Here is a 13780-nt window from a genome sequence, read left to right on the forward strand (position 1 = left end):
CAGGCTCTGAGCGTTTCGTTATATGAAGGGTTTGCATAGAACACCTTCATGTACTTTGAAAAATGAATAGCCTGCCCGGAGTGATATTTGGTTTGAACATGCATAGAGCGAAAAGCTGCGTGTCTGCCAGAAGAAAACGTATCAGAGATGGAAACTGATATAGGAACGGATCCGGGAAAGAAAACAGGAAAACGCTTAAATCTTAAATCAAAATAAAATGTCTGAATCTAAAAAGAGGATGACAGTAGAAATCATGTGGCGGTATTTGTGACAAACAGGTACCGCCATATATTTGTGCTGTTATCTCAGCTTGTGCTGACTGTCCCAAATAGCGCAAATTTCAGGAAAGGAGGCGATCATCTTCGTATAAAAGATAATATGCAGAAACTAACAGATAACCATACACAAAAGAATCAGAAAGGAAGGATTTAAGAGAATGAACGTGAAAAAGAACGCACGCAGGGTGATGTCTGGTTTACTGACAGCAGTAACGGTTCTATCGACGGTACTCTCTCCCGCTGTTGCCTATGCTTCTGAGGATGCAGGATCTGTAAAAAAGATTCCGTATTATGAGGAGATCAAGGATCAGCTGGATGAAGATGAAGTGGTAACTGCAAAGGATTATGAGATCAAGGTTGGAGACAATTTCGATGTAAAGAGTGATTATACCGGTCTTACGATCCAGGATGACAGCAAAGTAAAAGTTACATTTCAGGAAGCAAAAGATACGGACGGGAATGACTTTTCTACCGATTATGCCAATTCCTATAAGGCAGTCTATTATGTAGAACCACAGACAACGGATCACCCAACCTACCAGATCAATCGAAAGATCGTGGTAAAAGAAGCGGATCAGCAGAAAGATTCGCAGTCAGAAAGTTCTTCTGATCAGGATGCTGGTTCTTCCGATAAGACAGAAACAGAGGATTCTGAGGCTGACTCGTCTACAGAGGAAACTGGTGCTGCTGAAACGGAGAGCAAAACAGAACTGACAGAAAAAGAATTTGATGCAGAGATCGAAGCAACGGAGGATCAGGAGACCGTTGATCCGGAAACAGGGATCACACTCTCAGAGGTTATGCAGGAAGCTGTTGACCAGGAAGTTGCTCTTGCAGATCTTGAAGCAGGCGAAAGTATTACTTTTGATATGCCAATGATGCTTGCTTCCGGTGAAACAGGAACAAAATCAGTCACAGTCACAGCCGGTTCCTGGTACTATTACGCAGATTATGGATTAGGTTCTTATCTGACTTGTCCATATTATGTGAAATGGGGAAGCATCAATGCGACAGCATACTGTGTTGAACCATCGAAAAAAGGACCGGGAAATGGAACTTATACGATCCAGAAACTTGCCGATGGAAAGACACTTGCAAAGGTCTGCTATTACGGAACAAAAGCAAGTGATGAGAATGGTTTCTTCGATGAGAAACATCCGGATTTCCCAGCAGGAAAGAGATTCATCATTACCCATCTTGCAGCAGCTTATGCAAATGGATCCAGTGACTGGGCATCCGGAACTAATGCAACAGGAAAGAACCTGGCAATGGAGCTTTACAATTATTGTGTAAATATGCCGGACATTCCGTCTGTAGATATGAGCTTTTCCGAATCTAATGTAAAGGCTTATGTGGAAGGAAACAGCCAGCGAACAAGTGTGATCACATTCAAAGCGGATAAACTGCAGACAATCACTTTCAAGCTGCCGAAAGGTGTAAAACTTGTAAATGTGACAACCGGTAAAACCAGTGCTGCAGGGGCTAATGTGGAGATTTCCGGTGGTACAAAGTTCTATTTGACAGCACCACTTAATCAGGTAGAAAATGTCAGTGCTACTTTCTCTTCTAAGATGAAAGGAAGTATTGATAAGGAATATTCAGCCTATAAGATCACAACAGGATCTGGAACACAGGACCTGGCTCTTGTTTTCGGTGAAGGTGTCGGAAATGAGAAATATGTGGATTTTAAAGTAACCTGGACAAAAGAATGCAAAGTATCCATTGTAAAGAAAGATCAGGATACAGGAAATGCACTGGCTGGTGCAGTGTACGGGATCTATTCCGATGCTGCATGTACAAAGCTGATCGCAGAGATGCCTGCAACTGATCAGAATGGTGCTTCACAGCTCACAATGGAAAAGACACAGGAAGTTGTTTATCTGAAAGAAATCTCTGTTCCAACAGGGTATCAGATCGATACAAAGTCTTATAATGTGACTCTTGCTATCGGAAAGACAACGACTAAAAATGTAACAGACAAACGTGTAAATGCAAAGCTCAACATTGCAAAACAGGATGCTGAGACAGGCAATGAAGCCCAGGGTGATGCAACACTGGAAGGTGCGGTATATGGTCTTTATGCAAGGGAAGATATTGTTCATCCGGATGGAAGAACCGGAACAATCCATAAGAAAGACAGCCTGATCACATCTCTGACAACGGATAAGAATGGCGAGGCTTCTGTATCGGATCTCTATCTTGGAAAGTATTATCTGAAAGAGCTTAGTGCTCCGGTTGGATACGTACTGGATCCGACAGAACATGATGTGGACTGTACTTATGAAGGTGCTACTGTTCCGACAGTAGAAAGAACTTCTGTATGCAAAGAAACTGTCATCAAGCAGCCGTTCCAGATCATCAAGGCAGCAAACAACGGAAAGACCGATGCAGATCTACTTAAGGGAGTCGGTTTTTCAGCATGGCTTGTCAGTGATCTGAAAGTAAAAGCAGATGGAAGTTACGATTTTGACTCAGCCAGACCAGTTGTACTGACTGCAGATGGCCAGGCAGAAATGTTTACCGATGAAAAAGGATATGCAAGATCGATTCCGCTTCCATATGGAACTTATGTGGTAAGAGAAACCACAAGCAAACACAACTATGCACCGGTCGATGATTTTGTAGTGAAGATCACAGAGAATCATCCGGATACACCACAGACATGGCGAGTGCTTCTGGATAAGGAATTCAAAGCAAAATTAAAGATCATCAAAAAGGATGCAGAAACACAGAAATCTGTACTCCTGGCGAATACTGAATTCAAGGTATATGACCTGGATAATCAGAAATATGTGGAACAGACAACATCCTATCCAAAGCCAACGGTACACAAATCTTATTTCACAAATGAAGAAGGATACCTGGTACTGCCAAAGAATCTGAAACCTGGTAACTACAGGATTGAGGAAGTGACGGCACCCGATGGGTACACAATATCCAAAAACTATGTGACAGTTGCAGTTGATACAGATACTGCTTATCTGACCGATCCTGTCACAGGAGATGCAGTCATTGATGTGGAATATACCAATGCCCCGGTCAAAGGTCAGTTAAAGATCTATAAACAGGGTGAAGTGTTAAAGGGATTTGATAAGGAATTCCAGTTTGAAATGGCTGGACTTGCAGGTGCTGAATTTGAAGTCTATGCGGCAGAGGATATTTATACTGCCGATCATCAGGTAGGTGCAGATGGACAGAGAACTCTGTATTTTGCAAAGGATGCACTGGTAGCAACCGTCACAACGGATGCAGATGGTTATGCAACCGTAAAGAATCTTCCACTTGGCAGGTACTATGTTAAAGAGAAGAATGCACCGGACACTTATGTGTTAAATACTGTGCCGGAAAATGTCGAATTTGCTTATGCGGATCAGGATACTGCAGTAATCGAGAAAGAAATCTCTGTCACAGATGAACGACAGAAAGTGTCGATTACTGTCGAAAAACAGGATGCTGAGACAGGCAATACAGTAGCCGGAGCAGTGTTCGGTATTTACAATGCAAAAGACATTCAGACGAAAGATGGAAAAGTGATCATCAAAGCAGATACTCTTTTACAGGAAATGACTTCTGATGAAAAAGGTCAGGCAGCATGTACACTGGATCTTCCACTTGGAAGCTATTATGTAAAAGAACTGAAAGCACCAGATGGATTCGTATCTTCGGATGAAGTACTGAGATTTGATGCTTCTTATCAGGGGCAGGATGTACAGACAGTAACATTAAAATCCGTAAAGAAGAACCAGCCGACAACTGTTGAGATCACAAAATCAGATGCAACAACCGGTGTAGAACTGGATGAAGCTTATCTGAAAGTAACGGATAAAGATGGAAATGTAGTAGATAGCTGGACATCTTCCAAAGATGCACCGCATGTGATCAAATATCTGAAAGTGGGTGAGACTTATACCCTACATGAAGAGTTTGCACCGCCTGGTTATCTGGTAGCCAATGATGTGACATTCACAGTCAAAGATACCGGAGAGGTTCAGAAAGTGGAAATGAAGGACGAGGTACCGGTTGGTGAACTCCTCATCAACAAAAAGGGAGAATTCCTGGATTCTGTTACACTGGCCGATAAGGTCAAAGGTGTGGTGGAACACATTTTCAACTATGTAACTGGAAAGCTGACAGATGTTACGTTTGAAGTCTATGCTGAGGAAGACATTAAGGCTGCCGATGGCGTCAGTGACGATTACTATAAAAAGGATGAACTGATTGCAACAATAAAGACAGATGAAACCGGTATTGCAAAACTGGAAAATCTTCCACTTGGTAAATACTATGTGAAAGAAACAGGAACTGCTTACGGTCATGTACTGGATGGTGAGATCCGTCATGTAGATCTGACTTACGTGGATCAGAATACACCAGTTGTAGTCTATGACAAAGACTGGCAGAACAACCGCCAGAGAGTAGAAGTCAGTGTACTTAAGAAAGAAAAAGATTCTGACCGTACATTGGAAGGTGCTATCTTTGGATTATTTGCCAAAGATGACATTAAGTCTGAGACAACTGGTAAAGTCCTGATCGAAGCCGATGAGATCATTGAGCTGAAATCTACAGATGAAGAAGGAAAGATCACATTTGTTGCAGATCTTCCAATAGGAGCAACTTATTATGTAAAAGAGCTCTATGCACCAGACGGATTTGTAACCAACGATGAAGGAAAAGAATTTACGTTTGAGTATGCAGGTGAGGATCAGCCGACAGTCACTTATGATTTTACCTTTGAGAATCAGCCAACCATTGTAGAATTTACCAAATCCAGTCTGACAACCGGAAAAGAACTTCCAGGATGTAAGCTGAAAGTGGTAGATGCTGATGGAAATATCGTGGATGAATGGACTTCCGGTAAAGAAGCACATGTGATCCGTGAGCTGACTGTCGGAAAAGAATACACACTGGTTGAAACAAAACCTGCTGATGGTTACGTGACAGCTGAAAGCGTGAAGTTCACGATCAAAGATACTGCCGATGTGCAGAAAGTTGAGATGAAGGATGATGTAACGAAGGTGAAAATCTCCAAACAGGATATCGCCGGAAAAGAACTTCCGGGAGCGAAACTCACAATCCTTGATCAGGATGGAAAAGTTGTGGAAAGCTGGACCAGTACAGAGAAAGCACATTACATCGAAATGCTTCCGATCGGAAAATACACTCTCCGTGAAGAAACAGCACCGGATGGCTATCTGGTTGCAAAAGATGTGGAATTCGAAGTAAAGGATACCAGTGTAGTACAGCATGTAACCATGGTGGATGAGGAAAAACCGGCAGAAAAGACACCGGAAGGTGGAAAACCTGTCAGTGATTCACCAAAGACTGGGGATAACACCAATCTGTGGCTGTGGTTTATGCTTCTCGGCATTGGTGCGACTGGTACAGGAGCCCTTGCATTTATGAGAAAAAAGAAACACTAATTAAATAAGAATGAGCGTTCATGGAAACCGAAAGGAATCTGTGGACGCTTTTTTAGATGGGAGAAACCATGAGAAATATCATTATTTTTGTTGCTCTTCTGGGAGCAGCGGCAATATTTACAGTTTTGTATTGTCTCATTGCTGCCGGAAGTCAGGCAGAGAAAAAACTGACAGAAATCATGAGAAAAGAGGAAGAACAGAATGAAGACTAATAAAGATCTGATCATAGAACCAAATGCAGCTATTGAGGGAAGAAAGTACAGCGAAGAAAAGCCATGGTCCTGCAAGTACTGTTACTGGTGGGGAGGCAAAAAGAAAGGCTGTAGCTTGAAACAGTGCCACTATCTGCTTCCGGAAAAGAAAAAAGCAGTAAAAACAACACCATGTGGTGGCTGTCCGTATGGAAAACATGTTCCATGCATCGGATATTGTATTGCCCGTCTTTATTCTGAGATGAAAGGAAAGAAAGGACGTGGGTAATTGCAGGAAGAAGTAAATCAGAAAGTGATCAGCCTGAGCATCCAGGGAGTCAAGATCACTGCCAGTGTGCTAAAAGCAGCCCTTCGGAAGTTCCTGGAAATGGACAACCGCAGGAAACAGAAAGCAACGCAGGTGAAAATGGCAGAAAAGACCGGACGGGCTCAGGAGAAAGGAAGGGAAAAAGCCCGAAAAAAGATTGAAAAGAAAAAGCCACATGGAAAGCAGACTATCAAGCAGCTGAATGCACAGGGAGTACAGCTTTCCAACTTAAAGATCACAGATGAAAATATCAAATCCTTTGACCGTGTGGCAAGAAAATACGGCATTGATTACAGCCTGAAGAAAGAAGTCGGTGCTGATCCACCGAAATATCTGGTCTTCTTTAAGGCAAAAGACGTGGATGTGATGACAGCGGCCTTCCGGGAATATGCCGGAGTAGAACTGAAAAAGAAACAGGTGAAGAAACCATCTGTCAGAAAGAAACTGCAGAAATCTGTAGAAAGAAAAGCAAAGCACCGCCAGCGTGTGAAGCAGAGACAAAAATCCAGAGGTCAGGAACGATGATTAGGGAAAAATTACAGAAGATCCAGGTCAAACGGCTGGTGATCTTAAATCTCCCATATTTCTTTATCTTCTATGTAGCAGATAAAGGCTCCTGGCTGTACCGGCATTGCCTGGGAGAAAGCATGGTCCAGAGACTTGGCGTGATGTTAGTCAATTTCCGACTGGCATTTTTAAGCTGGCTGCCAAGTGTCGCTTTGCAGGATCTTACAGTAGGTGTTCTGGTTGCAAGTACATTAAAGCTGGTGGTCTACTATCGTTCTAAAAATGCAAAGAAGTTCCGGCAGGGTGTGGAGTATGGATCTGCAAGATGGGGAAATAGAAAAGATATCGAACCCTTCATGGATCCGGTTTTTGAAAACAATGTCATCCTCACAGAAACGGAACGTCTGACCATGAACAGCAGACCAAAAGCACCAAAGTATGCCCGAAATAAGAATGTGATCGTCATCGGTGGTTCCGGATCCGGAAAGACAAGATTCTATGTGAAACCCAATCTTATGCAGATGACGGACCACGTGTCCTATGTGGTCACTGATCCCAAGGGTACAATCATCGTTGAATGCGGGAAGATGCTGGTAAATGGAGGATATCGGATCAAGGTATTAAATACGATCAACTTTAAAAAGTCCATGCATTACAATCCGTTCCATTATATCCGGAGTGAGAAAGATATCTTGAAACTGGTAAATACCATTATCGCAAATACCAAAGGTGAAGGTGAAAAATCAACCGAAGATTTCTGGGTGAAGGCCGAACGTCTTTTGTATTCTGCACTGATCGGATACATCTGGTATGAAGCACCAGAGGAAGAACAGAACTTTTCTACTTTGCTGGAATTTATCAATGCCAGTGAGACCAGGGAGGATGATGAAGAATTTAAAAATGCGGTGGATGAATTGTTTGAAGAACTGGAAGCAGAAAATCCGGAACACTTTGCAGTAAGGCAATATCGCAAGTACAAGCTTGCTGCCGGCAAAACCGCGAAGTCGATTTTGATTTCCTGTGGTGCCAGACTTGCACCATTTGATATTCAGGAGCTAAGAGAAATCATGTCCTATGACGAAATGGAACTGGATATGATTGGCGATCAGAGAACAGCCATGTTTGTCATCATTAGTGATACAGATGACACATTCAACTTTGTGGTAGCGATCATGTACACCCAGCTCTTTAACCTGCTTTGTGATAAAGCAGATGATGAGCATGGAGGCAGGCTTCCCTATCATGTACGGCTGCTTCTTGATGAGTTCAGCAATATCGGACAGATTCCAAAATTTGACAAGTTGATTGCTACAATCCGAAGCAGGGAAATCTCCGCTTCTATCATTCTGCAGTCACAATCTCAGCTGAAAACCATCTATAAGGATGCTGCTGAGACGATTACAGGCAACTGTGACACTGTTCTTTTCCTGGGTGGAAAGGAAAGTTCCACACTGAAAGAAATATCAGAAACCCTGGGAAAGGAAACCATAGATCTTTACAACACATCAGACACCAGAGGCAGCAACCGGTCCTATGGGCTGAACTATCAAAAGACTGGAAAAGAACTGATGAGTAGAGATGAGCTGGCGGTCATGGATGGAGAAAAATGTATCTTACAGCTTCGAGGAGTCCGGCCGTTTTTAAGCAACAAATATGACATCACAAAGCATAAACGGTACAAGGAACTTGCCGATTATGATAAGAAAAATGCTTTTGATGTTGAAAAATATCTGAATCATAATCTGACATTTTCAAAAGATACAGAGTTTGAGATGTTTCGGATTGATGTAACAGAGGATGAAATAAGACAAATTGAAATTATTAATTAAGAAAATTTCTATGTTACCAAAGTGGAAACATAGGAAAACCATGCTGGTTCTTTCTTTTTTAATGGTATCATTATATGATATGAATGAAAGAGAGGTAAGAAGTATGGCTTTAAATGATAACATTAAAAAAATCAGAGAAGAAAAAAAATATACACAACAACAACTTGCCGATAAACTGTACGTATCACGACAAACTGTATGCCGATGGGAGAACGGTTCAAGATGTCCAGATCTAATTACAGCAAAAAAGTTAGCAATGGAGCTTGGAGTCACTTTGGATGAACTTATATCTGATGAAGATATCACAGATATTCAATCAAAATATGGAATATGGAAGTTTGATAGGGTAAAAGAAAGGGAAAAAATTCAGATGATGCAAAAAAGGATCCTAGATTTTATAGAGATTATAGGAGGTATATTTTTAGCAATTTCTTTGTTGCTAAGAGTTCAATTTGATATGAAAGTACCAGCGTGGATTACGATAATATGTATTTTAATAGTGACAGTAACATTTTTGTTTAATTTTGTGCTGGCAAAAAAATTGGATAGGAAGTAAAAAATTTCAAGTATTTGTAAAAAGAACAAAAAGCGTTAGAGCATGTAGAAAAATCCATCTATATGCTCTATTTTTTTTATGTTTTTTCAAGAAAGAAATCTAAAAGTAGGAAGAAAGGAGAAAAAAGTGAAGATAAAGATAAGATCGCCTTGCAGATAAAACAGGTAAAAAAAGGTCTGAATAAAAGGGAAAGGAGTAGAGCCAAACGCTTACAGACCATAAGAAAAAGCGTTTGTTCACACATTTGATTATGGCTTTTTTTAGCAGTGCAATCAATATCCTTCAGACACTGGTCGTTGCAATCGGTGCCGGCCTTGGTGTCTGGGGCGTAATCAACCTGATGGAAGGTTATGGAAACGACAACCCGGGTGCAAAATCCCAGGGAATTAAGCAGCTGATGAGCGGTGGTGGTGTTATCCTGATTGGAACACAGCTAATCCCGCTTCTGAGTGGATTATTTGGTTAAGAGAAAGGAGTAGAGATCCATGTTCAGTCAGATTTTTGATGCGATTGAGGAATGGATGAGGGAACTCTTAACCGGGATGATCACTTCCAACCTGGACACAATGTTTACTGATGTCAATCAAAAGACTGGTGAGATCGCTACCCAGGTTGGACAGACCCCGCAAGGGTGGAACGGCAGCATATTCAGTATGATCCGGAACTTATCTGATTCCGTGATCATGCCGATCGCAGGTATTATTATCACACTCGTACTCTGCTACGAATTGATTTCTATGCTGACCGAGCGCAACAACATGCATGATATTGATACCTGGATGTTTTTCAAGTACTTCGTAAAAATGTGGATCGCTGTATATCTGGTGAGTAACACATTTACGATCACAATGGCGGTATTCGATGTGGGCCAGCACGTAGTTAATTCTGCGGCCGGTGTTATCACAGGAAGTACCGCCATTGATATTTCTTCGGCATTGACGGATCTTTCCGCAACCCTGGAAAGTATGGAAATCGGAGAACTTGTTGTATTGGCGCTGGAAACCCTTATCGCTGGCTTCTGTATGAGAATCCTGTCTGTACTGATCACAGTGATTATGTATGGACGTATGATAGAGATTTACCTATATACCTCAGTTGCGCCGATTCCATTCGCAACTATGAGTAACAGAGAATGGGGACAGATCGGCACGAATTATTTCAGAGGACTCTTTGCCCTGGCTTTCCAGGCATTTCTGATGATGGTATGCGTTGCAATCTATGCAGTGCTTGTTGCAGGTATCCAGTATTCAGATAATCTGAGTTCTTCATTATTTGGCGTTATGGCTTACACGGTGATCTTATGTTACAGCCTCTTTAAGACGGCATCCTTAAGTAAGTCGATATTTAACGCGCACTAAATTACAGGAAGGAGTGAAAATCATGGCATATGTCAGCGTACCGAAAGATTTAACGAAGGTAAAGAATAAAGTAGCATTTAACCTGACCAAAAGACAGCTGATCTGTATCGGGATAGGTGCTGCAATGGGAATTCCAAGCTATTTTCTCTTGCGTAATGTGATGGGAAACAGTAATGCAGCAACGGTCATGGTGCTTTTAATGTTACCGGCATTTTTATTTGCCATGTACGAAAAAGACGGGATGCATCTGGAAGATGTTCTGATGCATATGATCCGGGTGAAGTTTCTTCGTCCGCCCGTCAGAAAATATGAAACTGAAAACTATTATGAGACAGATCCGGAACAGATCAGACAGTCTCCGGATGCAGGAAAACCGAAAGGGGGAAAAACGGTTGCGAAAAAAGAAAAATAAGAAAACTGTCGCAGATACCGGATACAAAAAAGTAGACAGAAAAGAGAAAAAGAAAAAAGAAAAGCAGGAAGAGAAACGCAGGCAGAAAAAACTGTCCGTCCAGCAGTCGATCGCTTATAAGGAAATGGGAAGAGATGGAATCTGCAGGGTACAGGGAAAAACTTATTCTAAGTGTATCCGCTTTTATGACATCAACTACCAGCTGGCTCAGAATGAAGATAAAAATGCAATCTTTGAAAACTGGTGTGATTTCCTCAATTACTTTGATGCCAGTATCCATTTTCAGCTGAGCTTTATCAATCATAAGAGCAGCATGAAGGAGTTTGAGCAGGTGATCCAGATCCGGCCACAGGAGGATGCTTTTGATGATGTTCGCATGGAATATGCAAAGATGTTGAAACAGCAGTTGGCAAAAGGAAACAACGGTCTGGTGAAGTCAAAATATATCACATTTGCCATTGAAGCAGAAAATATCCGGGAGGCAAAACCAAAGCTGGAACGTATCGAGTCGGATATCCTGAATAACTTTAAGATCCTGGGAGTTCCGGCATATCCGCTGAATGGCGTGGAACGTCTGCAGATCCTGTATGAGACATTCAATCCGGATGTGATGACAGATTTCCAGTTTGACTATGGATCCATGATCCGGACAGGACTCAATACAAAGGATTATGTGGCACCGACCAGTTTTGTGTTCCGGGACAGAAATACATTCCAGATGGGAAATACCATCGGGGCTGTCTCCTATCTGCAGATCCTGGCGCCGGAGCTTACGGATAAGATGCTGGCAGAATTTCTGGATATTGATAAGAACCTGATCGTCAACCTGCATGTGCAGTCGGTGGATCAGATGAAGGCAATCAAGCTGGTAAAAAGCAAAGTGACGGATATCAATCGTATGAAAATCGAAGAACAGAAAAAAGCAGTCCGGGCCGGATATGATATGGATATTATCCCATCGGATCTGAACACGTATGGAGGAGAAGCGAAAAGGCTTCTGGAAGACCTGCAGTCACGAAATGAGCGTATGTTCCTTGTAACAGCGCTCTTTTTAAATAGCGCAAAGACAAAGCAGGCACTGGATAATGCCATCTTCCAGACTGCCGGTATCGCCCAGAAATATAACTGTGTACTGAAACGTCTGGATTATCAGCAGGAAGAAGGACTTATGAGTAGTGTTCCGTTGGGAGTAAATCATATCCCGATCAAGCGGGCTCTTACGACTACCAGCACAGCAATCTTTGTTCCATTTACGACACAGGAACTATTTATGGCGGGAGAATCCTTATATTACGGATTGAATGCCCTTAGTAACAACATGATTATGGTGGATCGTAAAAAGCTGAAAAACCCGAATGGATTGATTCTTGGTACACCTGGATCCGGTAAATCCTTTGCAGCAAAAAGAGAGATCACCAATGCGTTCTTTGTTACGAAGGATGACATTATCATCGGAGATCCGGAGGGCGAGTATTACCCGCTGGTCCATGCACTTGGCGGACAGGTAGTACACATCTCACCAACCAGTAAGGATTATATCAATCCGATGGATATCAATATGGATTATTCCGATGATGACAATCCACTTGGTGTGAAATCTGATTTTGTCCTGTCATTATGTGAGCTAATCATGGGAAGCAGGGATGGTATTGAAGCAGAGGAAAAATCAGTGATCGACCGTTGTCTTCCACTGGTGTATCAGAAGTACTTTGCAGATCCAAAACCGGAAAACATGCCGGTCCTCGGTGACCTGTATGACTGCCTCAGAAAGCAGAAAGAACCACAGGCCCAGAGAATTGCAACAGCACTGGAAATCTATGTAAATGGATCACTGAAAGTATTCAACCATAGAACCAATGTGGAACTGAATAATCGAATTGTCTGTTTTGATATCAAAGAGCTTGGAAAGCAGCTGAAGAAAATCGGAATGCTCATCGTCCAGGATCAGGTATGGAACAGAGTTACGATCAACCGTGGCATCAAATCCACCAGGTACTACATCGATGAGTTCCACCTTCTGCTCAAAGAAGAACAGACAGCAGCTTATTCCGTAGAAATCTGGAAGAGATTCCGTAAATGGGGAGGTGTACCGACTGGTATCACTCAGAACATTAAGGATCTTCTTGCCAGCAGGGAGATTGAAAATATCTTTGAGAACAGTGATTTTATCCTGATGCTGAACCAGGCTGCAGGTGACAGACAGATCCTTGCAAAACAGCTGAATATTTCCCCATATCAGTTGTCTTATGTGACGAATTCCGGGGAAGGTGAAGGACTTCTTTTCTATGGAACAACGATCATTCCATTTAAGGATAAGTTCGATAAGACATTGAAATTATATGGTCTGATGACCACGAAGCCCGAGGAAACATTGAAACGAGATAAAGAAATGAGGGATGCAAATGAAGGAAATCGATAAGATCCGAATCAAGCAGTGGAATCAGGACAATCCTTACATTCAGATGAAAAATCTGGAAAATGTGCAGCCAGGATACCGTGTTCATACAGTCAATGATGATCATCATCTGTATGAACTTCCGCTGGAAACACAGAACATTATCCTTGACTGGGTATTCTGGAATTTTTATCCGGCACAGAAAATCTATCCGCATCTTACCAGTGATGATCTGAAAGAAGTTCTGTATAAACGTACCCAGATCCATCTGCACAACAATCAGTTCAAGGAGGCTATGCTGATCAATGGTTTCTGGCCGAGAGATCCGAGTGAATTGAATTGGGTATTTCATATCCAGGCGAGCTCTCCAGCAATCAGGACACAGGCAGATGGTTATCCTGGTATCCCGATTATAGGACGCCAGGAACTGAATGAGTACAGAAAGAAAAGTTGTGCCAGGAGGTGATGACCTATAGCTGGAAAAGAATTTAAAGGCAAAGATAAAA

11 protein-coding genes are annotated in these 13780 nt (G+C 42.1%); all 11 read left to right on the top strand.

Features of this window, described 5'->3' with window-relative positions; translation table 11 throughout:
• Nucleotides 1–436: 436 nt before the first annotated feature.
• The 11 genes from MUB35_RS05065 (at nt 437) to MUB35_RS05115 (ending at nt 13740) form a co-directional block, all read left to right on the top strand.
• The gene (locus MUB35_RS05065) at nt 437–5698 is read left to right on the top strand and encodes a SpaA isopeptide-forming pilin-related protein (protein WP_244805818.1); all 5262 of its coding nucleotides are present in this window, start codon (nt 437–439) and stop codon (nt 5696–5698) included.
• Between the two features lie 68 nt (nt 5699–5766).
• On the top strand, nt 5767–5910 hold the full coding sequence (locus MUB35_RS05070; protein ID WP_164492145.1) for a hypothetical protein: 144 nt from the start codon (nt 5767–5769) through the stop codon (nt 5908–5910).
• Nucleotides 5900–6178, top strand: a complete 279-nt coding sequence (locus MUB35_RS05075; protein WP_005423569.1) for a hypothetical protein — start codon at nt 5900–5902, stop codon at nt 6176–6178. The genes MUB35_RS05070 and MUB35_RS05075 overlap by 11 nt, the downstream gene beginning before the upstream one ends.
• Nucleotides 6179–6742 (top strand): PcfB family protein, encoded by a 564-nt coding sequence (locus MUB35_RS05080; protein WP_114100248.1) that lies wholly within the window; start codon nt 6179–6181, stop codon nt 6740–6742.
• Nucleotides 6739–8553: a VirD4-like conjugal transfer protein, CD1115 family gene (locus MUB35_RS05085; protein ID WP_118085141.1), complete on the top strand. Its 1815-nt coding sequence runs from the start codon at nt 6739–6741 to the stop codon at nt 8551–8553. The genes MUB35_RS05080 and MUB35_RS05085 overlap by 4 nt, the downstream gene beginning before the upstream one ends.
• Nucleotides 8554–8656: 103 nt before the next feature.
• Nucleotides 8657–9109 carry a helix-turn-helix transcriptional regulator gene (locus MUB35_RS05090; protein WP_040015701.1) on the top strand — a complete coding sequence of 151 codons (453 nt, stop codon included), beginning with the start codon at nt 8657–8659 and terminating at the stop codon, nt 9107–9109.
• A gap of 250 nt (nt 9110–9359) precedes the next feature.
• Nucleotides 9360–9575, top strand: a complete 216-nt coding sequence (locus MUB35_RS05095; protein ID WP_005334815.1) for a Maff2 family mobile element protein — start codon at nt 9360–9362, stop codon at nt 9573–9575.
• Nucleotides 9576–9594: 19 nt separating this feature from the next.
• On the top strand, nt 9595–10467 hold the full coding sequence (locus tag MUB35_RS05100; protein WP_015514791.1) for a VirB6/TrbL-like conjugal transfer protein, CD1112 family: 873 nt from the start codon (nt 9595–9597) through the stop codon (nt 10465–10467).
• A gap of 22 nt (nt 10468–10489) precedes the next feature.
• On the top strand, nt 10490–10879 hold the full coding sequence (locus MUB35_RS05105; protein ID WP_005334813.1) for a PrgI family protein: 390 nt from the start codon (nt 10490–10492) through the stop codon (nt 10877–10879).
• Nucleotides 10830–13298, top strand: coding sequence for a VirB4-like conjugal transfer ATPase, CD1110 family (locus MUB35_RS05110; RefSeq protein ID WP_155857375.1), 2469 nt, complete (start codon nt 10830–10832; stop codon nt 13296–13298). Before MUB35_RS05105 ends, MUB35_RS05110 begins: the two co-directional genes overlap by 50 nt.
• Nucleotides 13282–13740, top strand: coding sequence for a hypothetical protein (locus MUB35_RS05115; RefSeq protein WP_029471606.1), 459 nt, complete (start codon nt 13282–13284; stop codon nt 13738–13740). The genes MUB35_RS05110 and MUB35_RS05115 overlap by 17 nt, the downstream gene beginning before the upstream one ends.
• The last annotated feature ends 40 nt before the right edge of the window (nt 13741–13780 follow it).

Origin of the sequence: Blautia sp. NSJ-175 (genome assembly GCF_022867815.1) — a bacterium.
Classification (GTDB): Bacteria; Bacillota; Clostridia; order Lachnospirales; family Lachnospiraceae; genus Blautia; species Blautia celeris.

Coding starts and splice junctions, on each gene's coding strand:
- MUB35_RS05065 (WP_244805818.1), top strand. CDS start 437: ATGAACGTGAAAAAGAACGCACGCAGGGTGATGTCTGGTTTACTGACA.
- MUB35_RS05070 (WP_164492145.1), top strand. CDS start 5,767: ATGAGAAATATCATTATTTTTGTTGCTCTTCTGGGAGCAGCGGCAATA.
- MUB35_RS05075 (WP_005423569.1), top strand. CDS start 5,900: ATGAAGACTAATAAAGATCTGATCATAGAACCAAATGCAGCTATTGAG.
- MUB35_RS05085 (WP_118085141.1), top strand. CDS start 6,739: ATGATTAGGGAAAAATTACAGAAGATCCAGGTCAAACGGCTGGTGATC.
- MUB35_RS05090 (WP_040015701.1), top strand. CDS start 8,657: ATGGCTTTAAATGATAACATTAAAAAAATCAGAGAAGAAAAAAAATAT.
- MUB35_RS05095 (WP_005334815.1), top strand. CDS start 9,360: ATGGCTTTTTTTAGCAGTGCAATCAATATCCTTCAGACACTGGTCGTT.
- MUB35_RS05100 (WP_015514791.1), top strand. CDS start 9,595: ATGTTCAGTCAGATTTTTGATGCGATTGAGGAATGGATGAGGGAACTC.
- MUB35_RS05105 (WP_005334813.1), top strand. CDS start 10,490: ATGGCATATGTCAGCGTACCGAAAGATTTAACGAAGGTAAAGAATAAA.
- MUB35_RS05110 (WP_155857375.1), top strand. CDS start 10,830: ATGCAGGAAAACCGAAAGGGGGAAAAACGGTTGCGAAAAAAGAAAAAT.
- MUB35_RS05115 (WP_029471606.1), top strand. CDS start 13,282: ATGAAGGAAATCGATAAGATCCGAATCAAGCAGTGGAATCAGGACAAT.